This window comes from Roseovarius sp. BRH_c41 (assembly GCF_000961715.1).
Classification (GTDB): Bacteria; Pseudomonadota; Alphaproteobacteria; order Rhodobacterales; family Rhodobacteraceae; genus Roseovarius.
On record NZ_LADY01000002.1, the window covers coordinates 91,450 to 118,102 of the forward strand.

Consider the following 26,653-nt stretch of genomic DNA (forward strand, 5'->3'; position numbering starts at 1 on the left):
GCGCGAGAATCACCGTCGCCGTCAACTTTTTCCTGAACATTTCGCAAACCTTACGAATTGTAACAGGGCGACGATTGCCCTTTGCGGAGAGGTTTTCCGATGCTAGCCAAAGAAGAGGAGGACCCCTTCATGTGCCCAAGCCGCGCCGATCATGACGCCATGACAATGGCCGGGCTGAACCTTATTCAGCAGGCACTGACAATCTATGACCGTGATCTCCAGCTTGCCGTCTGCAATCGGAGGTTTCAGGAAATGTTCGCCCTGCCCGATACGCTCGTGACCCCTGGCGCCGATTTTGCCGACACAATCCACTATCTGGCGACACGTGGCGATTACGGTGATGTGGGAGATGTCGACGCGTTTGTCGCCACCCGCGTTGAAATCGCCCGCGCGTTCGAGCCGCATTACATGGAACGCGCCCGCGCCAATGGCCGCACGATCAGCGTCGAAGGCACGCCGCTTCCGCAAGGGGGGTGGGTCACGGTCTACACCGACATTACACGCACCAAACGCCAAGAAGCGCTTTTGCGCTCACGCTCCGAAGAGCTATCCGACCAGTTGGTCGAGTATTCCGAGGAATTGTCAGCGACCAATCGCCAGCTTGAGGCAACGATCACAGCACTCGAAGAGGCCAAGCGTCAGATTTCCGAGGCCGAGGCGCGCACGCGCCTCACAGCCGAGATGATGCCCGCCCATATCGCACATGTCGGCCCGGACCACTGCTATACCTATTCCAACCGCCGACTGACCTCCGTCATGCCCGGCTCACGCGCTGACCTGATCGGCGTGCACGCGGCAGAGGTGCTGGGACCGCAGACATGGGCCATTATCGGGCCGGAACTCGGCAAGGCCTATGCCGGGCAAGCCTCGGTTTTTGAATTCACCCATGAACCAAGCTCGCGGCGCGTCCGTGTGGCCCTGACGCCGGATCATTCCAGCGGCGGCGTCTATATCCTGTCCATGGATATCACTGAAGAAAGTCAGACTCGTGCGGCCTTGCAACAAACACGGCGTCGCGAGATGGCCGCTCAGCTGACCTCTGGCCTTGCGCATGACTTCTCGAACCTTCTGACGATTATTCTGGGCATGCAATCACGACTTGGGCGGATGGGCCTTCAACCTGCGGCGCAAGAGCTGATCAACGCCACGCTTGCCGCAGCGCGGCGCGGGGGCGGGCTTTTGAACCGGATCGCCGACATGACCGGCCCGCGCGAGCACGAACCGGTGCCCACGGATCTTGCCGCTTTTCTGGACGATCTTGAAACACTGGCCCGCTCTGCGCTGCCCTCTGGCATCACACTTCACTTCGGGCGCGAAGGCATCAATGACCTTTACCTGCTTGATCCGGGCATGTTGCAGGACTCGCTGATCAATCTGGTACTCAACGCCCGCGATGCCTGTGCAGGAAGTGGCACGATCACTCTCACCACCCACCCCCTGCAGGACACATGGCTCGAATTTGCGGTCACCGATACCGGACCCGGGTTCAGCCCCGAGGCGCTCAAACATGCGCTCGATCCGTTCTTCACCACCAAAGGGGGCGAGGGATCGGGGCTTGGCCTGTCCATGGTCTACGACATGACCAAACTGGCGGGCGGGCGCGTCATTCTCGACAACACCGACCAAGGCGGGCGCGTGGCTCTGCGCCTGCCCCTGCGCCCGGCCGGGGCGGCACGCCCGCCCGGGCTCGTGCTCTTGGTCGAGGACAGCCCGGATCTGCGCTCGACCCTGCGCGATATGCTACGGGGTGCCGGTCATAGCGTGATCGAGGCAGCGAGCGTGGACGAAGCGTCAGCCCTGATTGCTGATTTACCCGAGATTTCCGCCGTCCTGTCGGACATCGTTCTGGAAGGTGACAGAACCGGACTCGATCTGGCCGCCCTGCCCCGCCGCACAGGGTGCCCAATGGTGCTCATGACGTCGCTGCCACCTGACGACCCGCTGCATCGCGAGGCCGCCAAACTCGTCCCTGTACTGCGCAAGCCCTTCACCGCAACCCAGCTAGATGCGGCCCTCACTGCCGGAGAGATGCTATGACCGCGCCGCTTGTTACTATTCTCGACGACGAACCTGCGATCCGCTCCATGCTGGCCGAGGCCTTGACCGAAGCCGGGTTTCGCACCATGACCTTCGGCCGCGCCACAGAGTTCGAAGCAGCCCTGCGCAGTACGACGCCAGATGTCTGCCTCGTAGATCTGTCGCTGCCGGATCGTGATGGGCTCAGCCTCGTGCATCGGCTGGCGCTAGAGCAGGGGGCGACTGTGATCATTATCTCAGGCCGTGCGCAGGTGCAGGACCGGGTCACGGGTCTGGAACTTGGCGCAGATGATTACATCATCAAACCCTTTGATCCAGCCGAGGTGGTGGCGCGGGTCCGCGCCCGGTTGCGGCGAGGAACACCTGCACCACAAACGGGTGAGGTGGCACGCTTCAACGGCTGGACCGCCCATTTCGATCGATACATGCTGGAAGATGAAACGGGCGTTGAAACACCCTTTTCCCATGCCGAAGGCGAGGTGCTGCGGCTCTTTCTCGAACGCCCAAAACGCCTGATCTCCCGGCAGGCCATGCAAGAGGCGCTTGGCGGAGCGGCGGGCGAGAGCTTTGACCGCGCCATGGATGTCCGCATTTCGCGCTTGCGCACAAAGCTGCGCGAAGATCCCAAAAATCCGCGCCTGATCAAGACGATCTATGGCGCGGGCTATATCTTTCTGGGAGATGTGGCGTGGGGATAGGAAAAGTCTGAAAATCTCCCCTTGGACTTATGGATCACGCCCCTCCATGATGTCATTGGCAAAGCGGTGATTTGTGTCGCGGTGATAAGCCTCGTCCGAGCGGACCCTGATCACGACGTCCCGCAAACGGGCATCCGCACCCAAATTCCAATAGTCGATGGCGATTTGCGGTGCCGCCACGTTCTCTTGGCCGCCAGCATCGATTTCGGCCAAGTATTGTGTGTAGCTGACCACCGCTTCCTCTTCCAGATATCCGACAATCCGATGGGCGGTGCGCGGCGCAAAGAGGTAGGTAAAGAAGAACACATTATAAAAAATCATCTGCGCCACCATGATCAACATGCGCTCTGCCCGTGACGGCTGCGCAATGTGAATAAAGGTCATCAGATGCATGCGCTCATTCTCGGCCTCATCCAGCAGTTCGCGGATCCATCCCTGATCATCACGGATATGGCGAATGGATTTGAGATGCCGCAACAGGCCACCCACCATGCCCGGAACCGCGGCCACGGTCTCAAGGACCACAGCCCGGTGACCGTAACGCTTGGAAAAAAAGGCGTCGGCAAAAATCCGCATGAATTTCACGATCCGCAGAGCAACCCGGTCGTGAATATCACGCGGCGTATGGTGGACGTCTAGGTCCGTCGTGTCATCGTGTTGAAAGCTCATCTCGGATTTCGTGCAACGCTCCATCTCTGCATGCCCTTAAGATGGGGCCCAAAGATGAATTCAGAATGCGACATATCGTGCAGGACCTGCGCCCCGTCACCGTTGCGTCATCAGAAAATCGGCCCGTTACTGGCCTCAGCCTGTAATACGCGCGTCAGACCGGATCGCGTCTCGCGGGTGAACTCGATCGCACCATGCGTGCAGACGTCGGCGCATAGGCCACACAGTCCACAACTCTGAATCGAGATAACAACCGGCAAACGTTCCTTATCCAAGTCGATGATCTGGTTCGGACAGACTGCGACGCAATCACCACACCCGGTGCATAGGTCGGCAAGACGCATTTCACGCACCGCACCCGGCGGGCGCGGCAGAGCATCAAGACCTTCGACATCCGGCAACATACGATCTCTAAACTCATACAGCATATGTTTCCGCCCTCCTCCGGCCCGCAGATCTGAGTCACCCCGCCAACCTCGAATGGAAAATAAAGACATGCGACTCGCCCATGATTCAGATCCGTTCATTGTGTAAAAATATCGTTACTTGTCACGCAGCAGTGCAGCATAGGTGTCAGACTGAACCGCGCCCCACCGCACCCGCGAGCACCATGAGACCGGTCACCAAATCAGCCTCGTCAGTGTCTTCGGCGAAGGCATGGCTGATGCCATTGATCGACGGCACAAAAAGCATGGCCGCTGGCATCAGTCGCGCCACATTGGTGGCATCATGCAGCGCGCCCGATTGCATCTGTCGCCAACGTCCCGGAGCGACCGTGTCCGCACTCTCGCAAAGCGCTGCACGCAGGCGCGCATCCATCGGCACCGGTTCCAGCCCCAGCATATCGCCAAAGCTGAGGCCAAGACCCGCCGCGCTCGCAACCTCCTCGGCGGCGTCGCGAATGACTGTCTCCATGCGGCTCAATCGCTCGGTATCTCCATCGCGCCATTGCATCGAGAAGGTCGCGCGCCCCGGAACGATAGAATGCGCATCCGGGTGCAGCGCGACATGCCCAATGGTCCAGACGGTTTGTGGAGACACCACGTTGCGAAACCGCTCGTTGATCAGAGCGTTGAACCGCGCAAGCCCTTGAAAGGCATCCCGGCGGCGATGCATGGGCGTGGTGCCCGCATGGTTTTGTTCGCCGTCAAAGGTGATCCGCATATCCCGAATCCCTACGATATCAGTAACAATCCCCACAGCCTCCTTGGCTTCGGACAGCCATGGGCCCTGTTCGATATGCAGTTCCATGAACCCGGAGAATTGCGAGGGATCGACAAACTTTCCCGCCAAATGCGCCATCGCCGCACGCGCCTCGGCAAAGCTGACGCCCATTCGATCCGTCTGCCGGTCCGCCACCTCCAGAGCCAGATTTCCCGACCAGATCGCGCTGCCCGTGGTCACGCCAAAGCGCCCTTCTTCATCTTGAAAGGATACGACTGACACGGGCGGGCCACCCGCCTCTCGGGCTGCTCGGGCGATTTCCAACCCGGCAATCAGTCCCAGCGCGCCGTCCAGCCAACCGCCCTCAGGCTGACTGTCACTATGACTGCCCAGCAAGAGCGATGGCGCATCAACCAATCCAAAAAGGTTGCCCACAGGATCAAATTGCGGTCTGAGCCCTGCTTCTTCCATACGCTCCGCCAACCATTGCCGAGCGGCAATATCGGGCGGGCTATAGGCAGGCCGCACCACGCCCTTGCCCACCCCCGCGGCACCAAAGCTGCGCAAATGGTGCAGATCATCCAAAAACCGTTCCGGTTTGACCTCGAGCATCACACCCCCCCGACTTGTGCATCTTCGCGCAGGTTACAGACCTCGTCCGCAGGGGCAATGGCTGTGTTTCGATCGCAACCACCAACGTGTCACTCTTCCTCACCACCAAGGCGTGATCATCGTTTTGTTGCATTTTGAACAGGTCTGGCGAAGATGGCGCAGGATCTGGCCCAAACGGTCACGAGAGAACGGGAACAACCACAATGAACATCGCCGTTAATGGAGAGCCGTCAGGCAAATCTTTGGCCTTGATGGGCGCTGTGCTGGTCTGGGTTGCGGTGCTGGTCTACGCTGCGTCCAATTCCGTGGTCTCCTTGCTGGCCGATATTGGTCGAGAACATCCCGTGATGGGGCGCAACGCCGTGACGCTTTGCAATCTGCTCTTTCTGGGGTCTCTGCTGTCGCTCATTCCGATGGGCATCATGTTTCACAAAGACTGGACACGCGAGACCCTTCGCAGGCTCACGCGCAAGGATTGGGGGATTCTTTCGCTTTCGGCACTTTTGTCATCAGCGGTGACACCGGCATTGTTCTTTATCGCGCTCGATTACACCACCGTTACGAATGTGGTACTGATCGGGCGGATCGAACCGCCGCTGTTTTTGCTCACAACGTTCCTCCTTCTTGGTGAAAAGCTTGATTATTGGGCCTTTGCCGCTGGTCTGATTGCCCTTCTGGGCGCACTTCTCATGTTGGTTCTGAACAGCGATGGTGCCGCCTTTACATTTGGAAAGGGTGAGATTGCGACGGTGTTTGCAACCCTGTCCTTCATCGCCTCGACCATCGTCAGCCGGGTTGGGCTCAAGGGCATTCCACTGGGAATCTTCTCAATCTATCGAACCATTCTTGGCACGATCATCTATTATTTCCTCGCGATCTACCTCTATGGAGCCTTGCATTTTCAAGACATTTTTGCGGGCATCGTTTGGAAATGGGTCTGGGTATATGCCATCCTCGTCATCGTCGTGGGACAGTTTTCATGGACCCTCGGCCTGAAATATGCGCGCTCGGGTGATATATCCTTGGCCACGTCGTTCTCTCCCGTCGCAGCACTCGTTATCGCCATGCTGCTGCTTGGAGAAGACCCCGGCCCCGGCCTGATCCCCGGCGGTGCGATCATCCTTACAGGGATCGGCATCGGCCAATATGGCCGGCTTCGCCGTCAAAAGGCAGAACGCCGCGCGGAAATCGCCGAAAAAATGGCACTCGACGACGCTCTCGAACGCGAAGGAAGCATCAATTTCAAGGGCGCATAGACCATCACTGTCAGAGTTTCCTGATGGAAAGCCGCCGAGAAACGGGGAAAAATGGTGCTGCTGGGGAGGATTGAACTCCCGACCTCGTCATTACCAATGACGCGCTCTACCACTGAGCTACAGCAGCACGTGTGGCGCGCTGATTAGACGCTTATTGCATATGGCGCAAGGGGTAACTGGACGGTTTTTCTCACCTCCTGTAAGAGAGAGGCCATGAATAAAAAACTAACGCCGGATACGAGCGCGAAACAAGGTCAGAGCCGAGACGACAGGCTTAAATCGGCATTGAAGGCCAATCTCGCGCGGCGTAAGGCGCAGATGCGCGCACGGGCCGACGAGACGCCGGACCCGAAGGCAACCGGCGACAAGGATGAAGGGTAGAGCAGATGGATTCGATTATCGTCACCGGCAACGGGCCATTGAGTGGGCAAATCCCCATTGCGGGGGCCAAGAATGCCTGCCTCACGCTGATGCCCGCCACGTTGCTCAGCGAAGAACCCCTGACCCTGACGAACGCGCCGCGCTTGTCAGATATCAAGACGATGACCACGCTCTTGCAATCCTTGGGGGCAGAAGTGGCGCAGATGCAGGGTGGTCAAGTTCTAGCACTGTCGTCGCACGCCCTGGATAATCATGTGGCCGATTATGACATCGTCCGCAAAATGCGTGCCTCGATTTTGGTTCTTGGGCCAATGCTGGCGCGCGATGGACATGCTGTTGTGTCCTTGCCCGGTGGTTGCGCCATCGGGGCGCGGCCCGTAGACCTGCACTTGCGTGCACTCGAAGCCATGGGCGCAGAGTTGGACCTGCGCGATGGCTATGTGCATGCCCGCGCGCCCGGAGGCCTCAAGGGTGGCATTTTTGAGTTTCCCATCGTCTCGGTCGGTGCCACGGAGAACGCGCTGATGGCGGCGACACTGGCCAAGGGCACGACGGTGCTCAAAAATGCGGCGCGCGAGCCGGAAATTGTCGATCTTGCCCAATGTCTGCGCCGCATGGGCGCGCAGATCGAAGGCGAGGGCACCAGCACGATCACCATTCAGGGCGTGGACCGTCTGGGTGGTGCGACACATCCCGTGGTGGTCGACCGGATCGAGCTCGGCACCTATATGCTTGCCCCGGCAATCTGCGGCGGCGAGGTGGAATGCCTTGGCGGGCGGCGCGACCTTGTGGGTGCTTTCTGTGACAAGCTCGAAGAGGCGGGCGTCAGCGTGACCGAGACCGAGAAGGGTCTCAAGGTGAGCCGCAAGAACGGACTGGTGCGCTCTGTCGATGTGGTGACAGAGCCCTTCCCCGGATTTCCCACCGACCTGCAAGCGCAGATCATGGCGTTGATGTGTACTGCCGAAGGCACCTCGGTTCTGGAGGAACGCATTTTCGAGAACCGCTTCATGCATGCGCCAGAACTGATGCGGATGGGGGCCAAGATTGATGTCCATGGGGGCACCGCCACGGTGACCGGGGTTGATCACCTCAAGGGTGCACCGGTCATGGCCACCGATCTGCGGGCCTCTGTGTCGCTCATCCTCGCGGGTCTGGCCGCAGCGGGCGAAACCATCGTGAACCGGGTCTATCACCTTGATCGCGGCTATGAGCGGGTCGAGGAAAAGCTGGGCAATGTCGGCGCGAAAATCGAGAGGATCAGTGGTCAATGACCCAAGACGCCAAATTTGAGGATGGACGCGAAGCGCCGCTCAATCTTGGAGCGATGGACGCCGATGATCTCAGAGTGATTTCGAGCCTCGCACAGGATGCGGTCTTTCCAATCACCGAAATGACATGGCAGGCGGGGCAGCGTCGCTTTGGACTGCTGCTCAACCGCTTTCGGTGGGAGGATCAGGGTCAGGCACGGCATGGGCCGGAACGGGTACGATCGCTCTTGGTGGTGGACAATGTTTTGCGTGTGGCCAGCCAGGGCATCGACCGGAGAGACAAGGATATGATCCTGTCACTTCTCGCGATCACCTTCGAGCCGGGAGCAGAGGGCGCGGGCCATGTGCTCGTGACACTGGCAGGCGATGGCGCGCTGCGGCTCGAGGTCGAGGCCTTGGAGGTCACACTCAAGGATGTGACACGGCCCTACCGCGCACCTTCGGGCAAGGTGCCCCATCACGAGGGCTGATCCGCGCCGCCAGCCGCCGAATATGAGTATTTGCCCCAAGAAAAATGCGGGGACTTGAGACAGGGGGCCCACCCCGCTATGTCCCCCGGCGAAAGGAACCGCCATGCCGATCACGCTTGACGCCACCGCGCCCGATTTCGAGACCTGCTTTACAGACTTGCTGAGCGCCAAACGCGAGGACAGCCCCGATGTGGACGATATCGTCGCGGGCATCATCGCCGATGTGCGCGCCCGTGGGGACGCGGCGGTGATCGCCTTGACCGAGCGGTTCGACCGTCTGCTGCTGACGCCTGCGACGCTGCGGTTTTCGCCTCAGGAAATTGCGGCGCTGATCGGTCAAGTGCCGCAGGCAGAGCGTGACGCGTTGGACCTGGCCGCCAGCCGCATCCGCGCCTATCACGCGCGGCAGATGCCCGAGGATGCAAGCTGGACCGAAGAGAGCGGCGCAAGGCTGGGTTGGCGCTGGACTCCCGTTTCTGCGGCGGGGCTCTATGTGCCGGGCGGCTTGGCCTCTTACCCCTCATCCGTGCTGATGAATGCCATTCCCGCCAAGGTGGCTGGGGTCGAGCGGTTGGCCATCGTGGTGCCGACCCCCGATGGTAAGGCGAACCCGCTGGTTCTCTTGGCCGCGCAAATCGCGGGCGTGGATGAAATCTATCGCATCGGTGGCGCGCAGGCGATTGCCGCCCTTGCCTATGGCACCGAAACGATTGCCCCGGTGGACAAGATCACCGGCCCTGGCAATGCCTTTGTCGCCGCCGCCAAGCGGCGGGTGTTCGGCAAAGTCGGCATCGACATGATCGCAGGCCCCTCGGAAATCCTCGTGATTGCCGACCGGGGGCAAAACCCCGACTGGATCGCGCTCGACATGCTGAGCCAAGCAGAACATGATGAAAGCGCGCAGGCCATTCTGATCACCGACGATGCCGATTTGGCCGACGCGGTCAGCGCCGCCATCGACCGCCACCTCGAAACGCTGGAGCGCCGCGCCATTGCGGGGGCCAGTTGGCGCGACTATGGCGCGATTATTCTTGTCCCCGACATGGCCACAGCAGCAACGCTCTCGAACCGTATCGCGCCTGAACATCTGGAGCTTTGCGTCGCTGATCCTGACGCCCTGTCAGAACAGATCACCCATGCCGGCGCGATCTTTCTAGGGGCTTGGACCCCGGAGGCGATTGGCGATTATGTGGGTGGGCCCAATCACGTCCTGCCCACCGCGCGCTCGGCTCGGTTCTCGTCCGGCCTGTCCGTCATGGATTTCCTCAAGCGCACGACACTGGCCAAGATGACTCCCGAAGCGCTGCGCGCTATCGGCCCCGCGGCCGAGACACTGGCCATCTCCGAGAGCCTTGAAGCACATGGCCTTTCCGTGCGCGCGAGACTTGACCATCTGAACACTTAAAGCGGCGGTTTGACGCTTGCGAACTCGAAACGCACCCTTTAACCCGCGCCATCCGGACACTATAAGGGCAAACGCCCCAGACCCCGAGTCGCGGGGTTAATCATCGTTTTGAGCGACAGGGCACGGACGCATATGTCTATATTTGATAGGATTCCCAGTCTGTTTTCATCAGACATGGCAATTGATTTGGGAACGGCGAATACGCTGGTCTATGTCAAGGGACGTGGCATCGTCCTTTCGGAACCGTCGGTTGTCGCCTATCACATCAAGGACGGTGTCCGCAAAGTGCTGGCCGTGGGCGAGGATGCCAAGCTCATGCTGGGTCGCACACCCGGCAGCATCGAGGCAATCCGGCCCATGCGCGAGGGCGTTATCGCCGACTTCGACACCGCCGAGGCGATGATCAAGCATTTCATCCGCAAGGTGCACAAGCGCTCGACCTTCTCCAAACCCAAGATCATCGTCTGCGTGCCCCATGGGGCGACGCCGGTGGAAAAACGTGCTATCCGGCAGTCGGTGCTCTCTGCTGGCGCACGCCGGGCAGGCCTGATTGCGGAGCCGATCGCTGCGGCCATTGGGGCCGGCATGCCCATCACCGATCCCACCGGCAACATGGTGGTGGACATCGGCGGCGGCACGACCGAAGTCGCGGTTCTCAGCCTTGGCGATATCGTCTATGCCCGCTCGGTGCGGGTCGGTGGCGACCGCATGGACGAAGCGATCATCAACTATCTGCGTCGCCAGCAAAACCTGCTGGTGGGCGAATCCACCGCCGAGCGCATCAAGACCAGCATCGGCACGGCGCGCATGCCCGACGACGGGCGTGGCACTTCGATGCATGTGCGTGGTCGTGACCTGCTCAACGGCGTGCCCAAGGAAATCGAGATCAGTCAGGCACAGATCGCAGAAGCGCTCGCTGAACCGGTGCAACAGATCTGCGAGGCGGTGATGACGGCGCTTGAGGCCACTCCGCCGGATCTGGCAGCCGATATCGTCGACCGGGGCGTGATGCTGACCGGAGGTGGCGCTCTCTTGGGTGATCTCGATCTGGCGCTGCGCGAACAGACCGGGCTGGCCGTGTCCATCGCCGACGACAGCCTCAATTGCGTGGCCCTTGGCACCGGCAAGGCGCTCGAGTTTGAAAAGCAGTTGCGCCACGCGATTGACTACGACAGCTGAACCGCCCACCTTTGTGTAGAAGGGGGATTCCGTGGCTAGGGACCGGGGACAAGGCGAAGATTACAGCGGCCCACTGAAGCGCCTGCTTCTGGGGGTACTGCTGCTGTGTCTGCTTGGCATTTTTCTGATCTGGCGGATCGACAGCCCGCGCGTCGAGAGGTTCCGCGCGCAGGTGGTGGACCGGGTCGTGCCATCGTTCGACTGGGCGATGGCGCCGGTCACAGGGGCGGTCAACATCCTGCGCGATTTCCAGAGCTATCAGCGGATGTATCAACAAAATCAGGATCTTCGCCGCGAATTGCAACAGATGAAGGCGTGGAAAGAGGCGGCCCTGCAACTCGAACAGGAAAACGCCCGCCTGCTCGATCTCAACAATGTGCAGCTCGATCCACGTCTGACCTATGTCACCGGCGTGGTGATGGCGGACAGCGGCTCGCCGTTTCGGCAATCCGTGTTGATCAACGTAGGCGCTCGCGATGGCATCATGGATGGCTGGGCGTCGATGGACGGTCTGGGGCTGGTGGGGCGAATTTCCGGCGTTGGCCGCAACACCGCGCGGGTGATCCTGCTCACCGACACCTCGAGCCGTATCCCGGTCACGATCCAGCCGTCGGGACAGCGCGCGCTGATCATCGGCGATAACTCCATCGCGCCGGTGGTCGATTTCGTCGAAGCCCCGGATCAAGTGCGCCCGGGCGACCGCGTTTTGACCTCGGGCGATGGCGGAGTGTTTCCCGCTGGTCTTTTGGTCGGTCAACTGGCCGAAGATCCGGGTGGTCGTATGCGCGTCCGCATATCTGCCGACTACGAACGACTAGAGTTCCTTCGCGTTCTGCGCAGCTATGAGAAAGAGCGGCTGACCGACCCCGGACAAGTGATCGCCCCCTTGATCCTACCCGGCACGGAGGGCCCTAACATCCCGACCGATCCGGCAGAGGCTGCGGAGGCTGGCAATGGCTGATGCACTCGTGCCACGGTCTTGGGTCATGCGGGCGCTCTATCTCGTGCTTTGTATCACTCTGCTCTTTCTGCACCTCCTGCCGTTGGAGCATATGCCGCCGAAATGGGCCGGGCCGGATTTCGTGATGGCGCTGACCTTTGCCTGGGCGGTGCGTCGACCGGACTATGTTCCCGTGCTTCTGGTGGCCGTGGTGACACTCGGGTTGGATCTGATGTTGCAGCGACCGCCGGGACTCTGGGCCGCGCTGATGGTCATTGGTACACAGACCCTGCGCAATCGGGCACCCTCGTTGCGCGATCTAACCTTTGCGGCGGAATGGGCTTCAGTCGCCAGCACCATGGTTCTGATCACCGTTGCCAACCGGGTTATTTTGGCACTTCTCATGGTGGATCAGGCCCCTTTGGGCCTCAGCCTGATGCAACTCCTGTCAACATTGGTCGCATACCCGGCCATGGCTATCCTGTCACATGTCTTGTTGGGTGTGCGCAAGCGCGCGCCCGGCGATCTTGATACGGCGGGGCCGCGCCTATGAGACGCCCGCCCCGCGACACCGCAGAGAGCCAGCGACGGATCACCCGGCGCGGTCTGGTCGTGGGTGGGCTGCAATTGGGCGTGATGGGCGCGCTCGCGCTGCGCATGCGCTATATGCAGCTTGAACAGGCCGATCAGTTCCGCCTTTTGGCCGATGAAAACCGTATCAACGTTCAGCTCATTCCCCCAACGCGCGGTCGCATTTTTGACCGCGAAGGACGGGTCATTGCCGAAAACGTGCCCAGCTACCGGATCACCATGATCCGAGAACAGGCCCGCGACGTGGACGAAATCATAGCCCGACTTGCCCGACTGGTCGAACTGGACCCGGGCGAGTTGGAAAAGGCCCGGCGTGAATTGACGGAACTGCGCGGCGATACCCCCGTGACGGTCGCTGACCGCGTCACTTGGGAGGAGATCAGCCGCGTCGCGGTCAACGCGCCCGCTCTGCCGGGGGTGCATCCCGAAGTCGGTCTTTCGCGCCGCTATCCGCTGCGGGGCGATCATGCGCATGTCGTCGGGTATGTCGGCCCGGTCAGCGACCGTGATCTCGAACGGATTGACGCGCCGGAACAACTCTTGCGGCTGCCCCGCTTTCAGATTGGCAAGATCGGCCTCGAGGCGCAGCACGAGAACCTGTTGCGCGGCTCTGCTGGGACACGACGTGTCGAGGTCAACGCCGCAGGGCGCGTGATGCGCGAACTTGACCGTCAGGAGGGGCAGCCGGGGGCAGACATCCAACTGACACTGAACAACACATTGCAATCCTACGCCAACGCGCGCCTTGATGGAGAGAGTGCGGCGGTGGTGATGCTGGATTGCGAAACCGGTGACATCTTGGCCTGTGCCTCTTCCCCCAGCTACGATCCCAACCTCTTTGTGCGCGGCATCTCTGTGGCGGACTATCGCGCCCTGCTCGATGATCCCTACCGCCCGCTGCCCAACAAGGCGGTTCAGGGCATCTATCCTCCGGGGTCCACCTTCAAGATGGTGACGGCGCTTGCCGCGCTCGAGGCGGGGGATATGTCGCTTCAGGACACGGTCTATTGCCCGGGCCATCTGGAAATCAGTGGCCGCCGCTTTCACTGCTGGAAACGCGGCGGGCATGGCAACATGGATCTCCACCTGTCCCTCCGCGAAAGTTGCGACGTCTATTATTACGAACTCGCCTTGCGGACAGGGATCGAGAACATCAGCGCCATGGCCGAACGTCTGGGTCTTGGGGTGCAGTTTGACCTGCCAATGACCAGTGTAGCCAAGGGGTTGGCCCCGACGCGCGAATGGAAAGTGGCCAATCGTGGCGAGCCTTGGGTCGTGGGGGATAGCGCCAATGCCTCGATCGGGCAGGGTTTCGTGCTGGCCTCGCCACTGCAACTCGCGGTGATGACAGCACGTCTGGCCACCAGCCGGAGCGTGACGCCCCGTCTGGTCAAATCCATCGACGGGGTCGAACAGCCTTCTGGCCACGGTGAACCGATGGGCCTTAATGAAAACCTGCTGCGCGAGGTGCGCCGCGCGATGTTTGCCGTCACCAACAGCAATCGCGGCACCGCCTATCGCAGTCGCATTGTCGAAGATGCTTTTCGCATGGCAGGTAAGACCGGCACCAGTCAGGTGCGCAACATCTCGACCGGCGAACGCGCAACCGGCGTGCTCAGCAATAGTGCCCTGCCCCGCGAACAGCGCGATCACGCGCTCTTTGTCAGCTTTGCGCCCTTTGACGCCCCAAAATATGCCGTGGCGGTGGTGGTTGAACATGGCGGCGGGGGATCAACCGTCGCGGCGCCGATTGCCCGCGATGTCATCCTTCAGGCCCTATACGGCGAAGACCCGCCGCTCACCGCCTATCCCGAGGCCGACCGTCCCAATATCAAGGCCCTTCAGGAAAAGCTGCGCAATACCCGCCCGAGCCCCGATGCCGAAGACAGGGACCGCGCATGAGTTATCTCGAACACTCCATCAAGACCGCCCCGTCGGGCGCGCGCAAGATCCTCTATCTCAACTGGCCGCTTATCCTCTTGCTTTGCGCGGTTGCGGGGATCGGCTTTCTCATGCTTTACTCGGTTGCGGGGGGGAATTTGTCAGTCTGGGCCGAACCTCAGATGAAGCGATTTGCGCTCGGCCTCGCTGTGATGCTCGTCGTCGCCATGGTGCCAATCTGGTTCTGGCGCAATATGTCACTTCTGGCCTATCTGATTTCAGTCGCCCTTCTGATCGCCGTCGCTCTGGTTGGGGTCGAGGGCAAGGGTGCGCAGCGGTGGATCGAACTTGGGTTCATGCGGCTGCAACCCTCGGAACTGGTCAAGATCACGCTCGTGATGCTATTGGCCGCCTATTACGATTGGCTGCCGATGTCGCGGGTGTCGCGGCCTGTATGGGTGCTCATTCCGGTGAGCTTGATCCTGACTCCGGTGGCCCTTGTGCTGCGCCAGCCCGATCTCGGCACGTCGATCCTGCTCTTGGCGGCGGGGGGGGTCATGATGTTTGTCGCTGGTGTGCATTGGGCCTATTTCGCAACCGTGATCCTTGCGGTGGTGGCTTTGATCTTTGCTGTGTTCGAAAGTCGCGGCACCGACTGGCAACTGCTTGAAAACTATCAGTATCGCCGGATCGACACCTTTCTCAATCCCGATAATGATCCGCTTGGTGCAGGCTATCACATCACCCAATCCAAGATCGCGCTCGGCTCTGGCGGTTGGACGGGCCGGGGCTTTATGCAGGGCACGCAATCGCGGCTCAACTTCCTGCCTGAGAAACATACAGACTTTATCTTTGTGACGCTGGCCGAGGAATTCGGCTTTATCGGTGGAGTTTCCATTCTGGGACTTTATACGCTCATCCTCCTGTTCTGCGTCTCTGCGGCGTTCGGCAACAAGGACCGCTATTCGTCCTTGCTCATTCTAGGGGTGGCGATGACATTCTTCCTGTTCTTCGCCGTTAATATGGCGATGGTCATGGGCCTGATGCCCGTGGTCGGCGTGCCGCTGCCGCTGGTCAGCTATGGCGGATCGGCGATGCTCGTGCTCATGGTAGGCTTTGGCCTTGTCCAGAGCGCCCATATCCACAAACCAAGGTAGGACCAATGACACCCAATATCCTCTTTGCTGCTCGGCCCGAGCAGTGGGACATCTATGAGAAGCCTTTGAAATCAGCCCTCTCCGAGGCGGGTGTCGCCGCGAACCTTGCACTCGATCTCGCGCCAGAAGACGTCGATTACATGGTCTATGCCCCCAACAGCGCGGTGCAGGATTTCACCCCCTATACCCGCCTCAAGGCCGTGTTGAACCTCTGGGCCGGGGTCGAGAATATCGTTGGAAATCAAACGCTAAAGGTGCCCTTGACGCGGATGGTCGATCATGGGCTGACGCAAGGGATGGTGGAATGGGTCACGGGCCATGTGCTGCGGCATCATCTGGGGATGGATGCGCATATCCTTGGGCAGGACGGGGTCTGGCGCAAGACGATCCCCCCTTTGGCCGAGGATCGCCCCGTTACGGTGCTGGGTCTGGGGGTGCTGGGACAGGCTTGCGCCAAGGCGCTGCGCGGTCTTGGGTTTCCGGTCACAGGCTGGAGCAGAAGCCCGCGCGAGGTGTCGGGGATCAGCTGTCTCTCGGGCGATGATGGGCTGCAAGCCGCACTGCAAAGTTCTGAAATCCTTGTGCTTTTGCTGCCGATGACAGCCGAGACCGAGAACCTGTTGAATGCCGAACGGCTGTCCTTGCTGCCCAAAGGGGCGATGATCGTGAACCCCGGACGCGGGCCGTTGATTGACGATGAGGCGCTTTTGGCTGCGTTGGACGCAGGGCATATCGGACATGCCACGCTGGATGTGTTCCGGGTGGAGCCGTTGCCGCCCGCGCATCCCTATTGGGCGCATCCGCGCGTGACGGTGACCCCGCATATCGCCTCCGAAACGCGGCCCATCACGGCGGCGCGGGTGATCATCGAGAATGTCCGGCGCGGCGAGGCGGGAGAGCCGTTTTTGCATCTGGTGGATCGCACCAAGGGCTATTGAAACGGGATAACTATCTGAGAAGTGGCGGTTTATCCGGGTCAGAGCCGGGGGCCGCGCGCACCGATGGCCGAGGCGGTTCGGGCAGATCAAAGCGCAATCCGCAGTGTGCCAGACGTGCCGCGACCGGATCGGAGGCGGCAAAGAAGGCCACGTCGAGCGCTGCCGCCTCAAGTCCCGAAAAGATCAGAACCTCTGACACAGCGCGGGCGAGGGCCGCTTGCGCCTCTGGTTGGGCATCCACAAACCCTAAGAGATGCCCCCTCGCGCCCGTGTCATAGGTCACGCCGACCAGATAGGCGAGGTCTGCCAGCCCCGCCATGCTGGCCAACCGCGCGTCGAGCGCAAGCAAGAGGTTCTCTGGCAAGCCTTTGGGCGCGCTGAATTTTTCTGGTCGCGCCTCAATCTGAGTCGGGGCACCGCCCAAGGTTTCGGCCAGCCAATCGACCGCCTCGGGCGGGAGCAGGATCGACGAAGGTGCCACGTCAAGATTGACGCCAAGGCCCACCCCCTGCCCCGCCAGCATGGTCGCGATGCTGCGCCCGCTGAGCGCCGCATAGGGCACGATCCGGCCTGCGAATTGCGCCAAGCGGTCCTCTCGGTCGAACACGAGGACAAAGGAATGATCAGATAAATCAAACACTTCCGGGTCAAGCTGATCACTCTCTGCCTCAGATTTCAGCAAGAGGTATAGCTCGCTTGCCGCCAAGGTCTCGTAAAACCGCAGGCGGGCTGTGGCCTCGTCGGCTGTGCTCTCCATCGCAGCGTGCGCAGCGTCGAGCGGGGTCAGGTCAGTCATGGATAACCCTTTGAATTTGTGCGCGTAATTCCGGCAGAACCTCGGCCTCGAACCACGGGTGTTTTCTGAGCCAAGCGGTATTGCGCCACGAGGGATGCGGCAAGGTGAAAATGCGTGGGGCATGGTCGCGCCATGCCTCCACGGTCTGGGTCACGCCGGTTTTGACGCCGAGGTGATATTTGTGGGCATAGCCACCCACGAGCACGGTTAATTTCACATTATCAAGGGCTTGCATCACACGAGCGTGCCATGTTTTGCCACAGATACGCGGCGGTGGCAGGTCCGATCCCTTGGCATCGTAGCCGGGAAAGCAAAAGGCCATCGGCACAATTGCAACACGGGATTTATCGTAGAATTCACAAGGGCTTAGCCCCAGCCAATTGCGCAAACGATCGCCGGAGGGATCATCAAATGGCTTGCCCGACTGATGCACCCGCAGTCCCGGTGCCTGCCCGGCAATCAAGAGACGCGCCGAGGGGTGAAACCAGACCACCGGGCGGGGGGAATGCGCCGTCTCGCTGGCGGCGAAGCGGTCGGCACACAGACGGCAGGCGCGGATTTCCGAGGGTAGATCCGTCATGGCTTTGTGTACATGCGAGACACTTTGTACTCGGATTCGGTACGCATTTTGCACGCGCCCTTCATTGAAGGGTGACACCCGCCGCCGCCATCGCCGCCTCTGCCGCCGCCAGTGATCCGCCAAGGTCGATCCCCCGCGCCAGATCGCGCCGGACGGTGACGCGGTAGCCCAGACGGGTGGCATCAAGGGCCGAGTAGTTGACACAGAAGTCAGTGGCGAGGCCCACCATGGTGAGGTCCGTGATGCCGCGCGTTTGCAGATAGCCATGCAGCCCGGTGGGGGTCGTTTGGTCATTCTCGAAAAACGCCGAATAGCTGTCGATGGCGGGGTTGTAGCCTTTACGAAGGATGAGGTCCGCGCGCGTTGTGTTCAGCCCCGCGTGAAAGGCCGCCCCCTCGCTGCCCTGAACGCAGTGATCGGGCCAGAGCACTTGGGGGCCATAGGGCATCTGGATCACCTCATAGGGGGATTTACCGGGATGTGACGACGCAAAGGAGGAATGGCCAGAGGGATGCCAGTCCTGCGTCAGGATCACCGCGCCAAACGTCTCCATCAAGGCGTTGATGCCCGACACGATCTGATCGCCGTCGGGTACGGCGAGCGCCCCACCGGGGCAAAAGTCATTTTGCAGGTCGATCACGAGTAGCGCGGATGTCATGGCAAGTCTCCTTTGCCCTATAGGGGTAGGCAGGGCGGGCCCTCGCGTCAATGGCGGCGGATTGTCCTCTTGCGAGGGGGCGCGAGGGGGCGTAAGCCGCGCGCCATGTACAAGATTGCAGCGCTTTATCATTTCACCCGGTTCGACGACCCCGCCGCCGTGCAGGGGCCGCTACAAGCCCTGTGTGACGCCGAAAAGATCAGCGGATCGCTCTTGCTGGCGCGCGAGGGGATCAATGGCACGATTGCCGGGCCTGCGGCGGGGATTGCCGCCGTTTTGGCGCATATCCGCGCCCTGCCCGGCTGTGACGGTCTGGAGTGGAAAGAGAGCGAAAGCGCCGCGCAACCGTTTCGCCGAATGAAGGTGCGGCTCAAGAAAGAGATCGTCACCATGGGGCAGCCCGATGTCGATCCGCGTGCGCGGGTCGGGCATTATGTTGAGCCTGCCGCGTGGAATGACCTGATCCGCAGCCCCGATGTGGCGGTGATCGACACGCGCAATGATTACGAGGTAGCGATTGGCACCTTTGAAGGCGCTGTCGATCCGCAGACTGCGACATTCCGCGATTTCCCGGCGTGGTGGAAGGAAAACAAGCATCGCTTTCACAACAAGCGGATTGCGATGTTCTGCACCGGGGGCATTCGCTGTGAGAAATCCACCAACTACCTGTTGGGGCAAGGGGTTGAGGAGGTCTATCACCTCAAGGGTGGTATTCTGAAATATCTCGAAGAGGTGCCTGCGGATCAGAGCACATGGCAGGGCGAATGCTTTGTCTTTGATGCTCGGGTGTCGGTCGGCCATGGGCTCAAACAGGGGCCGCATCGGTTATGTCATGCCTGCCGCCGCCCGATCCTGCCCGGCGATATGGGGCGGCCCGAGTATGAAGAGGGCGTCGCCTGTCATCAGTGCGTGGACGAGACGAGCGCAGAGGACAAGGCCCGGTTTCGCGAGCGGCAAAAGCAGATGGCCTTGGCCGAGGCGCGGGGCGCGCGGCATATCAAGATCGTTCACGAGGGGTAAAAGATAGGGGCTGTTGGTTGCCACATGAGGCAAGCCGTGCGGTCGCTGGGCCGGGGACTAGCGAAGCTACGGCGGCAACTGGCACTTTATCCCAGCAAAGCCCGCATAACCTCTAAATGTTGCGCGACTTGTCCAAATCGCTAGGCCGCGGGACGGCCCAGCGATCGCGCGGCGGCGCGTTCCGCGCCTTGATTCCGCGCGGGGCTAAATTTACGCCCCCCTACTCCTTTTGCCCAATCCTCGGCTCTGTCCCCGCCTTGATCCGGGCGATATTGCTGCGGTGCCGCCAAAAGATCAGCAACGACAGCACGAAGGCCAGCATCATTCCCGCGCTATAGCCCAGCACCACCATCCAGCCGGTCGAGAGCGCCGCCGCCATGATCGCGGCCTTGGATGACACCCGCGTGACCAGCGCCGTTACCAGCCATATGGCACAGCTTGCCAGCCCCACCGGCCACGCCAGCGCCAGAAGGATGCCAAGAAAGGTTGCCACCCCCTTGCCACCGCGAAAGCCAAGCCAGACCGGGTAGCAATGCCCCACGAATGACGCCAATGCCGCCAGCTGTGCTGCGTCCTCGCCGGCCATGGCCCGCGCCAAGAGAACAGCCACCGCCCCCTTGCCGCCATCGAGCAAAAGCGTCAGTGCCGCCGCCGTCTTGTTGCCGGTGCGCAGCACATTGGTGGCCCCGATATTGCCCGATCCGATCTCGCGCAGGTTGCCAAGGCCCATGACCCGCGCCAGCACCATGCCAAAGGGGATGGAGCCCAGAAGATAGCCGATCACGGCCCAGAGCAGGAGCAGGGTTGTGGTGGTCTCGATCAGGGGCATGTGTCGGCCTCAAATACGCGGGTGCCTGCGACATAGGTCGCGCAGACCTTACCTTGTAGGCGTGCGCCGTCAAAGGGGGTGTTCTTGGATTTTGAGTTCAGCGCGAAGCGGTCCAGCACAAAGGGCTTCATCGGATCAAACAGCACCAGATCGGCAGGCGCGCCAACGGCCAACCGCCCCGAGGCCAATCCCAGCCGTTTGGCAGGGTTGAGCGACATCGCCCGGAACAGCGTCGGCAGATCAAGCGCCTCGGCGTGATAGAGCCGCAGCGCGACGGGCAACAGCGTCTCGAGCGCTACCGCCCCGCTTGCCGCCTCTTCAAACGGCAGGCGTTTGGATTCCTCATCCTGCGGCGTGTGCATCGAACTGATGATGTCGATCAGCCCCTCGCGCAGCGCTTCGATCACGGCCTGACGGTCATCCTCGGATCTGAGCGGCGGCTTGACCTTGAAGAAGGTGCGGTAGTCCGAGACATCCAGCTCATTGAGCGTCAGGTGATGGATCGACGTGCCCGCCGTGATATCAAGCCCGTTCTTCTTGGCCCGCGCCAGCGCGGGCAGCGCGCGGGCGGTGGTGATCTGATCGGCGTGATAGCGCGCGCCGGTCATTTCCAGAAGCGCTATGTCACGGTCGAGCCCCATCCGCTCGGCCATGGGCGACACGGCGGGTAGCCCCCGGAGCGAGGCGAACTTGCCAGAGGTTGCCGCCGCCCCGGCGCTCAGGCCGGGGTCTTGGGGATGGCCAATCACCAGCGCGCCAAGCGAGCGCGCATAGGTCAGCGCGCGGCTCAGCACCTTGGTGTCAGTCACCACATGGTCGCAATCGGTAAAGGCCACCGCCCCCGCATCCATGAGAAAGCCGATTTCGGTCATCTCGCGGCCCTGCCGCCCCTTGGTCAGGGCCGCCATCACCAGCACATTGACCGGCGCCGCCTCATTGGCGCGGCGGGCGACGAATTCCAGCACCTCGGGGCTGTCGATGGCGGGCGATGTATCGGGGCGTGTGACCATGGTGGTGACCCCGCCCGCCGCCGCCGCGAGGCCCGCAGAGCGATAGCTTTCCTTGTGCCGCTCGCCCGGCTCGCAAACCTTGACGCCGATATCGACGATACCGGGGGCAAGGCAATGGCCGCCGCAGTCGATCACGGTCTCGGCCTGCGGTGCGGCATCCGTGCCGCGCGCGGCGATCACGCCCTTGTCGATCAGGAGCCAGCCGAGGGCATCCGTCCCCGCCTCGGGGTCAATCAGGCGGGCATTGGTGAAAAGGGTTTGGGTCATACTGTTACTTTCTTTCGGCTTTGGCACTGTTCATCCCGCCACCCAGACCATCACCACCGTCAGCGCCGCGATCACCAGCAGTGCTGCCATCGCGACTTTGCCGGACATGCGTGGGTCTTTGGGTTCCTGCATCCTGCCCTCTTACACTCCTGCGGCGGCGCGTATCCGCGCCTCGGTGCCTGCGCGGTCGGCCTGATATTTGATCAGGTGCTTGTCGCCTGCGGCGGTGATCACCTGCACAGCACTGCCAAGCCCGCGCACCGTTTTGATCTCTGCAAGACGCACCGCGCGGGTTTGCGGGCCGAGCAGGCGCCGGTCAGTCAAGTCCCAGCGCGCCTTCAACTCGTCCGAGGCCACATAAAACCCCCGCACGGCAATCGCCGCAAGGCCGCCCACCGCCCCGGTCCAGGCATGCGGATTGCCGATCGCCCAGAGGATGCCCATGCCAAGCGCCATCGCCCCGGCGGCAAGCCAGGCGTGATCGCGCCAATAGGCGCTGCGGTCGGGGTGAAAGCTATGCATCACGCGTTCGCCAAGATCGAGCGGTGTTGTGGGTGTCATGGACTGGATGAGATCGCCGATCACAGCTTGACCGCCAGACCGATGGCCACCGCCGCCCCGATGGCCAAGAGGGCCAGCGCCGCAAAGGCCATCAGCCGAAGACGCCCTGCGCCGCGCGGACGGGCATTGGCGCGGGCGCTGACCACACCCTCGGCACCGCCGCTGGGCAGCGGGGCAAAGCGCGCGGGGGGGGCCGTATCCTCGGAAAACCGGCCAATCAGGCGCAGCGGCGCACGTGGGCGCATTTCGAGGGCGCGGCCTTCAAAGGCGCGGGACGGCAGGATCAGAACGCGGCCTTTCAGTCCGTTCAACTGTCCGCGCATCGGGCCAAGGTCGCCTGCGGCGATGCCATGCCCCTCGGCCAGATAGTCCGACAGAGTCATGCTCTGCAAATCCTCAAGATCGAAGAGTTCGATTTCCGAGGTTTTCAACTCTCCCGCGCCCAGAGCTTGGAGAATGGCCTCATCGGCATGGGGTTTGGCGTGGTCCTCGTCCACAGCAAAGACGCGCACCACATGGGCCTCTCCCGCCGGGATATGCAGCCGCGTGCTCATGCCGCCGCCGCCCGACGTGCGCGCAGATTGCGCGCGAGCAGGTCCATTGCCGCCATGCGCACCGCGACGCCCATCTCGACCTGATCCTGAATGACCGAGCGGTTGATGTCATCGGCAATCTCACCGTCGATCTCGACGCCGCGATTCATCGGGCCGGGATGCATGACGATGGCATCGGGCTTGGCATGGGCCAGCTTTTCAGCATCAAGCCCGTAGCGGTGGTAATATTCGCGCTCCGACGGGATGAACCCGCCGTCCATGCGTTCCTTTTGCAGCCTTAGCATCATCACGACATCCGCGCCCTCCAGCCCGCGGCGCATGTCATCATAGACCTCGACGCCAAAGGCGTCGATGCCTGTGGGCATGAGCGTGGGCGGGCCGATCAGGCGTATGCGGTTCTCCATCCGGCCCAAGAGCAGGATATTCGAGCGCGCCACGCGGCTATGGGCGATGTCGCCACAGATGGCCACGGTCAGCCGGTGCAGCCGCCCCTTGGCGCGGCGGATGGTCAGCGCATCCAAGAGTGCCTGGGTGGGATGTTCGTGCCGCCCGTCGCCCGCATTGAGCACCGCACAGCGCACCTTTTGCGCCAAGAGGTCCACCGCGCCGGAGTGGGGATGCCGCACCACCAGCAGGTCAGGGTGCATGGCGTTGAGCGTGAGCGCGGTATCAATCAGGGTTTCGCCCTTTTTGAGGCTCGAGGCCTGCATTGCCATATTCATCACATCCGCGCCCAGACGCTTGCCTGCCAGCTCGAAACTGGCCTGCGTGCGGGTGGAATTCTCGAAGAACATGTTGATCTGTGTGAGCCCTGCCAGCACATCGCCATGTTTCGTGGCGCTGCGGTTGAGGGTCACGTAATCCTCGGCCAGATCGAGAATCGCGGTGATATCCGCCGGGGACAGCGGCTCGATCCCCAAGAGATGCGCGTGTGGAAATGTCATGCCGCCCTCCGAGCCGGTTCATCCCGCTTTGTAAGTCCGCTGGTGCCGCAGGGCAAGGCGGGGTTTGCGCCTGGGCGCTTGGTGTTCATCGTTCTGCAAATACTCAAATCCGCGCCGCATCACAGGCGCGCCATCATGGCTCTTTCACCGGGGCGCGCCACGGGGTAGCGTCACGCGCATGGAATCAACGCTCCGCCCCCATGATGCGCTGGCCAGCTTGGTCTGGCAGATCGAGCTTGGCGCGACCGAGGCGATCTGTGATGCGCCGATCAATCGCTATGATTTGCCGGACAAATCCGCCAAGCCCGCCGCCGCGCCCAAGGCTGAGGGGCGGCCCGCCGCCCCGGTGGCCCCCGAGAGCAGCGATCCGGTGGCTGTGGCGCGCGCCTCTGCCACGGCAGCCCAGGACCGCGACGCGCTGCGTGCGGCGCTAGGGGCCTATCCGCATTGCGACCTCAAGCGTGGCGCACGCAATCTGGTGTTCTGTGATGGCAACCCGGCCGCGCGGGTGATGATCATCGGCGAGGCACCGGGGCGGGACGAGGATCTGCAAGGCTTGCCCTTTGTGGGTCGTGCCGGGCAGCTTCTGGACCGGATGCTGGCGGCCATCGGCCTGTCGCGCGGGGCCGACGCGCCGCAAGAGGCGGTCTATATCACCAATGTCCTGCCGTGGCGCCCGCCGCAAAACCGCGACCCAAGCACCGAGGAAATCGCCATGATGCGCCCCTTCGTGGCCCGGCATGTGGATCTGATCGCGCCGGATCTCATTGTGCTGATGGGCAATATCAGCTGTGATGCAGGTCTCGGCAAACGCGGTATCACCCGGCTGCGCGGCACATGGGCCGAGGCCTATGGCAAGCCCGCGCTGCCAATGTTTCATCCGGCCTATCTCTTGCGCACGCCTGCGGCCAAGCGCGAGGCATGGGCCGATCTGCTGGCGCTCAAGGCGCGGCTGCGCGAGGCGACAAAATGATCGTTGATCCGTTGATGCTCTTGGCTTTTGTTCCCGCTGGTCTGGCGCTCAATCTTACGCCCGGTGCGGATATGATGTTCTGCCTTGGTCTGGGCCTGCGGGCGGGGCCGCGCCCGGCGCTGGCGGCGAGTGCCGGGATTTCGGCGGGAGGCATGGTACATGTGACGCTGGCGGGATTGGGGCTGGCGGCGGCCATCGCCGCGCAGCCGGTGGTTCTGGACGTGATCCGCTGGCTGGGGGTTGGCTATCTCTTGTGGCTGGCTTGGGGGGCGCTGCGGATGGGCCCAATGCGCCCCGATGCGCCGGTGCTGGGTGTGGCGCGTGCCTTTCGGGAGGGGATGATGGTCAACCTGCTCAATCCCAAGGTCATTCTCTTTGTGCTGGCCTTTGTGCCGCAATTCATTGATCCGGGGCGCGCCATCCTGCCGCAGTTCCTGATCTTTGGGCTCGTGCTGGCGGTCGGCGGGTTTGTCATCAACGGCGCGGTCGGGGTTTTTGCCGGGGGGCTGGGCCGCCGTCTGACGACCTCGCCGCGTTTCGCGCGCGGCTTGGGTATTGCCTCGGCCACGATCTTTGCCGCGCTGGCGGCCCGCCTCGCCCTCATGCAAAGGAGCTGACCCCATGTCGCGTATCGACGAGACCAAGGAGTTCATCCCGGTGCGGATTGCGGTGCTGACCGTCTCCGACAGCCGCGACATGTCGGATGACCGCTCGGGCGATACGCTGGTCGCGCGGATCGAGGACGCGGGGCATATTCTGGCGGATCGCATGATCGTGCGCGACGAGCGGGATCAGGTGGCCGAGCAATTGCGCGAATGGATCGCCAATCCAGAGGTGGATGTGGTGATTTCGACGGGCGGCACCGGCCTGACGGGGCGTGATGTGACGGTTGAGGCACATCGCGATGTCTATGAGAAAGAGATTGATGCCTTTGGCACGGTCTTTACCATCGTGTCGATGCAGAAGATCGGCACCTCGGCGGTGCAGAGCCGCGCCACGGGTGGCGTCGCGGGGGGCACCTATCTCTTTGCGCTGCCCGGCAGTCCGGGGGCCTGCAAGGATGCCTGGGACGAGATCCTGAAATATCAGCTCGATTATCGGCACCGACCCTGCAATTTTGTGGAAATCATGCCGCGGCTTGACGAGCATAAGCGCCGGAAGTGACGCGCGGCGGCGTTGGACCCTCGTATCCGGCTTGGCATTCGGCCCGCCGGGGTTACATTACAAGGGGTCAGTCGGCCAACCGGACCGACCCAAGAGGTTGCGCACCATGCGGTTTCTGCGTCAGGGTCTGATCGGGCTCTTTCTGGTCTCATTGACCTTGGGGCTTTTGGCCTATGCCGGGCAGACCGTGGTCAGTGCGGTGCAAGAGCGCATGGCACGCGAAGTCCGTGTGCCCGAGCGCAAGGAACGCGCCTTTGCCGTGCGGACGGTGCGCGCCGTTGAGACCGAGATTACCCCCACCCTGACCGCCTTTGGCCAGATCGAGAGCCGTCGCACGCTGGAAATCCGCGCGCAGGCGACCGGGGTGATCACCGAGTTGGCGCCTGAGTTCATTGAAGGCGGCATTGTGCGCGCCGGACAGTTTCTGGCGCGGATCGACCCCGCCGATGCCCAGAGCGCATTGGACCGCGCACGCACCGACCTGATGGATACCCGCGCCGAGGCGCGCGAGGCGGCGCGGGCGCTGGATCTGGCGCGCGATGAATTGGCCGCACGGCGCGAGCAGGCCGAGATTCAGGACCGCGCCTTGGCGCGGCAGCGTGATCTGGAGGCGCGGGGCGTGGGCACGCTCACGGCTGTGGAGAGCGC

The 26,653-nt window shown here is 62.1% G+C and carries 28 protein-coding genes, 1 tRNA gene and 1 pseudogene; 18 read left to right on the top strand and 12 right to left on the bottom strand.

The window, feature by feature from the left end; all coding sequences use genetic code 11:
- The first annotated feature begins 129 nt into the window (after window positions 1–129).
- Both VR71_RS00480 and VR71_RS00485 read left to right on the top strand, forming a co-directional pair.
- Entirely contained in the window at window positions 130–2,037 is a 1,908-nt protein-coding gene (locus tag VR71_RS00480) for a PAS-domain containing protein (protein WP_045680261.1), read from the top strand.
- Window positions 2,034–2,735 carry a response regulator transcription factor gene (locus tag VR71_RS00485; RefSeq protein WP_009815826.1) on the top strand — a complete coding sequence of 234 codons (702 nt, stop codon included), beginning with the start codon at window positions 2,034–2,036 and terminating at the stop codon, window positions 2,733–2,735. Before VR71_RS00480 ends, VR71_RS00485 begins: the two co-directional genes overlap by 4 nt.
- Before the next feature lie 27 nt (window positions 2,736–2,762).
- Here VR71_RS00485 and VR71_RS00490 read toward each other — a convergent pair whose 3' ends face one another.
- The 3 genes from VR71_RS00490 to VR71_RS00500 form a co-directional block, all read right to left on the bottom strand.
- Window positions 2,763–3,404, bottom strand: a complete 642-nt coding sequence (locus VR71_RS00490) for an alternative oxidase (protein WP_045680262.1) — start codon at window positions 3,402–3,404, stop codon at window positions 2,763–2,765.
- Between the two features lie 110 nt (window positions 3,405–3,514).
- Entirely contained in the window at window positions 3,515–3,832 is a 318-nt protein-coding gene (locus VR71_RS00495) for a 4Fe-4S dicluster domain-containing protein (RefSeq protein ID WP_045680171.1), read from the bottom strand.
- A gap of 145 nt (window positions 3,833–3,977) precedes the next feature.
- Entirely contained in the window at window positions 3,978–5,180 is a 1,203-nt protein-coding gene (locus VR71_RS00500) for a hydantoinase/carbamoylase family amidase (protein WP_045680173.1), read from the bottom strand.
- 203 nt (window positions 5,181–5,383) lie between these two features.
- Between VR71_RS00500 and VR71_RS00505 the strand changes: the two genes are divergently transcribed.
- Window positions 5,384–6,436 (top strand): DMT family transporter, encoded by a 1,053-nt coding sequence (locus VR71_RS00505; protein ID WP_296429653.1) that lies wholly within the window; start codon window positions 5,384–5,386, stop codon window positions 6,434–6,436.
- Window positions 6,437–6,488: 52 nt separating this feature from the next.
- Here the strand turns inward: VR71_RS00505 and VR71_RS00510 are convergent.
- Window positions 6,489–6,563: transfer RNA gene (locus tag VR71_RS00510), tRNA-Thr, on the bottom strand.
- Window positions 6,564–6,649: 86 nt separating this feature from the next.
- Here VR71_RS00510 and VR71_RS24455 point away from each other — a divergent pair.
- The 10 genes from VR71_RS24455 to VR71_RS00555 all read left to right on the top strand — a co-directional run bounded on the left by VR71_RS24455 (window position 6,650) and on the right by VR71_RS00555 (window position 16,649).
- The gene (locus VR71_RS24455; protein WP_296429655.1) at window positions 6,650–6,817 is read left to right on the top strand and encodes a hypothetical protein; all 168 of its coding nucleotides are present in this window, start codon (window positions 6,650–6,652) and stop codon (window positions 6,815–6,817) included.
- Between the two features lie 5 nt (window positions 6,818–6,822).
- Window positions 6,823–8,091, top strand: a complete 1,269-nt coding sequence (murA, locus tag VR71_RS00515; protein WP_045680175.1) for a UDP-N-acetylglucosamine 1-carboxyvinyltransferase — start codon at window positions 6,823–6,825, stop codon at window positions 8,089–8,091.
- Complete coding sequence (locus tag VR71_RS00520) at window positions 8,088–8,558, top strand: DUF2948 family protein (protein WP_045680177.1); 471 nt, start codon at window positions 8,088–8,090, stop codon at window positions 8,556–8,558. The genes murA and VR71_RS00520 overlap by 4 nt, the downstream gene beginning before the upstream one ends.
- Window positions 8,559–8,661: 103 nt before the next feature.
- Window positions 8,662–9,963: a histidinol dehydrogenase gene (gene hisD / locus VR71_RS00525; protein WP_045680179.1), complete on the top strand. Its 1,302-nt coding sequence runs from the start codon at window positions 8,662–8,664 to the stop codon at window positions 9,961–9,963.
- Window positions 9,964–10,095: 132 nt separating this feature from the next.
- Entirely contained in the window at window positions 10,096–11,142 is a 1,047-nt protein-coding gene (locus VR71_RS00530) for a rod shape-determining protein (RefSeq protein WP_037275078.1), read from the top strand.
- A 31-nt stretch (window positions 11,143–11,173) separates the two neighbouring features.
- A complete protein-coding gene (gene mreC / locus VR71_RS00535; protein ID WP_045680187.1) occupies window positions 11,174–12,103 on the top strand; it encodes a rod shape-determining protein MreC in 930 nt (309 codons plus the stop codon).
- Window positions 12,096–12,635 carry a hypothetical protein gene (locus VR71_RS00540; RefSeq protein WP_009815837.1) on the top strand — a complete coding sequence of 180 codons (540 nt, stop codon included), beginning with the start codon at window positions 12,096–12,098 and terminating at the stop codon, window positions 12,633–12,635. The genes mreC and VR71_RS00540 overlap by 8 nt, the downstream gene beginning before the upstream one ends.
- Complete coding sequence (gene mrdA / locus VR71_RS00545) at window positions 12,632–14,575, top strand: penicillin-binding protein 2 (protein WP_009815838.1); 1,944 nt, start codon at window positions 12,632–12,634, stop codon at window positions 14,573–14,575. Before VR71_RS00540 ends, mrdA begins: the two co-directional genes overlap by 4 nt.
- Window positions 14,572–15,711, top strand: a complete 1,140-nt coding sequence (gene rodA / locus VR71_RS00550) for a rod shape-determining protein RodA (RefSeq protein ID WP_045680194.1) — start codon at window positions 14,572–14,574, stop codon at window positions 15,709–15,711. Before mrdA ends, rodA begins: the two co-directional genes overlap by 4 nt.
- Window positions 15,712–15,716: 5 nt before the next feature.
- The gene (locus VR71_RS00555) at window positions 15,717–16,649 is read left to right on the top strand and encodes a glyoxylate/hydroxypyruvate reductase A (RefSeq protein WP_045680196.1); all 933 of its coding nucleotides are present in this window, start codon (window positions 15,717–15,719) and stop codon (window positions 16,647–16,649) included.
- Between the two features lie 10 nt (window positions 16,650–16,659).
- On the opposite strand, the gene VR71_RS00560 is transcribed toward VR71_RS00555, so the two are convergent.
- The 3 genes from VR71_RS00560 to pncA form a co-directional block, all read right to left on the bottom strand.
- Window positions 16,660–17,445: an SseB family protein gene (locus VR71_RS00560; RefSeq protein WP_045680198.1), complete on the bottom strand. Its 786-nt coding sequence runs from the start codon at window positions 17,443–17,445 to the stop codon at window positions 16,660–16,662.
- Window positions 17,438–18,025, bottom strand: a complete 588-nt coding sequence (locus VR71_RS00565; protein WP_045680200.1) for a uracil-DNA glycosylase family protein — start codon at window positions 18,023–18,025, stop codon at window positions 17,438–17,440. The genes VR71_RS00560 and VR71_RS00565 overlap by 8 nt, the downstream gene beginning before the upstream one ends.
- A 61-nt stretch (window positions 18,026–18,086) precedes the next feature.
- On the bottom strand, window positions 18,087–18,683 hold the full coding sequence (gene pncA / locus VR71_RS00570) for a bifunctional nicotinamidase/pyrazinamidase (protein ID WP_045680202.1): 597 nt from the start codon (window positions 18,681–18,683) through the stop codon (window positions 18,087–18,089).
- A gap of 105 nt (window positions 18,684–18,788) precedes the next feature.
- Between pncA and VR71_RS00575 the strand changes: the two genes are divergently transcribed.
- Window positions 18,789–19,703: a rhodanese-related sulfurtransferase gene (locus VR71_RS00575; protein WP_045680204.1), complete on the top strand. Its 915-nt coding sequence runs from the start codon at window positions 18,789–18,791 to the stop codon at window positions 19,701–19,703.
- A gap of 220 nt (window positions 19,704–19,923) precedes the next feature.
- Here VR71_RS00575 and plsY read toward each other — a convergent pair whose 3' ends face one another.
- The 5 genes from plsY to VR71_RS00600 all read right to left on the bottom strand — a co-directional run bounded on the left by plsY (window position 19,924) and on the right by VR71_RS00600 (window position 23,868).
- On the bottom strand, window positions 19,924–20,532 hold the full coding sequence (plsY, locus tag VR71_RS00580; protein WP_009815845.1) for a glycerol-3-phosphate 1-O-acyltransferase PlsY: 609 nt from the start codon (window positions 20,530–20,532) through the stop codon (window positions 19,924–19,926).
- The gene (gene pyrC / locus VR71_RS00585; protein ID WP_045680207.1) at window positions 20,523–21,809 is read right to left on the bottom strand and encodes a dihydroorotase; all 1,287 of its coding nucleotides are present in this window, start codon (window positions 21,807–21,809) and stop codon (window positions 20,523–20,525) included. Before pyrC ends, plsY begins: the two co-directional genes overlap by 10 nt.
- Window positions 21,810–21,950: 141 nt before the next feature.
- Entirely contained in the window at window positions 21,951–22,394 is a 444-nt protein-coding gene (locus VR71_RS00590; RefSeq protein WP_296429657.1) for a hypothetical protein, read from the bottom strand.
- The gene (locus VR71_RS00595; RefSeq protein ID WP_045680210.1) at window positions 22,391–22,924 is read right to left on the bottom strand and encodes a hypothetical protein; all 534 of its coding nucleotides are present in this window, start codon (window positions 22,922–22,924) and stop codon (window positions 22,391–22,393) included. Before VR71_RS00595 ends, VR71_RS00590 begins: the two co-directional genes overlap by 4 nt.
- On the bottom strand, window positions 22,921–23,868 hold the full coding sequence (locus VR71_RS00600) for an aspartate carbamoyltransferase catalytic subunit (RefSeq protein ID WP_009815850.1): 948 nt from the start codon (window positions 23,866–23,868) through the stop codon (window positions 22,921–22,923). The genes VR71_RS00595 and VR71_RS00600 overlap by 4 nt, the downstream gene beginning before the upstream one ends.
- A 178-nt stretch (window positions 23,869–24,046) precedes the next feature.
- On the opposite strand from VR71_RS00600, the gene VR71_RS00605 reads away from it, so the two are divergent.
- The 4 genes and pseudogenes from VR71_RS00605 to VR71_RS00620 form a co-directional block, all read left to right on the top strand.
- The gene (locus VR71_RS00605) at window positions 24,047–24,841 is read left to right on the top strand and encodes a uracil-DNA glycosylase (RefSeq protein ID WP_045680212.1); all 795 of its coding nucleotides are present in this window, start codon (window positions 24,047–24,049) and stop codon (window positions 24,839–24,841) included.
- The gene (locus VR71_RS00610) at window positions 24,838–25,458 is read left to right on the top strand and encodes a LysE family translocator (RefSeq protein WP_045680214.1); all 621 of its coding nucleotides are present in this window, start codon (window positions 24,838–24,840) and stop codon (window positions 25,456–25,458) included. The genes VR71_RS00605 and VR71_RS00610 overlap by 4 nt, the downstream gene beginning before the upstream one ends.
- A gap of 4 nt (window positions 25,459–25,462) precedes the next feature.
- Window positions 25,463–26,005: a molybdenum cofactor biosynthesis protein B gene (gene moaB / locus VR71_RS00615; protein ID WP_009815854.1), complete on the top strand. Its 543-nt coding sequence runs from the start codon at window positions 25,463–25,465 to the stop codon at window positions 26,003–26,005.
- Between the two features lie 106 nt (window positions 26,006–26,111).
- A pseudogene (locus tag VR71_RS00620) lies at window positions 26,112–26,653 on the top strand (efflux transporter periplasmic adaptor subunit); the annotation flags it as partial.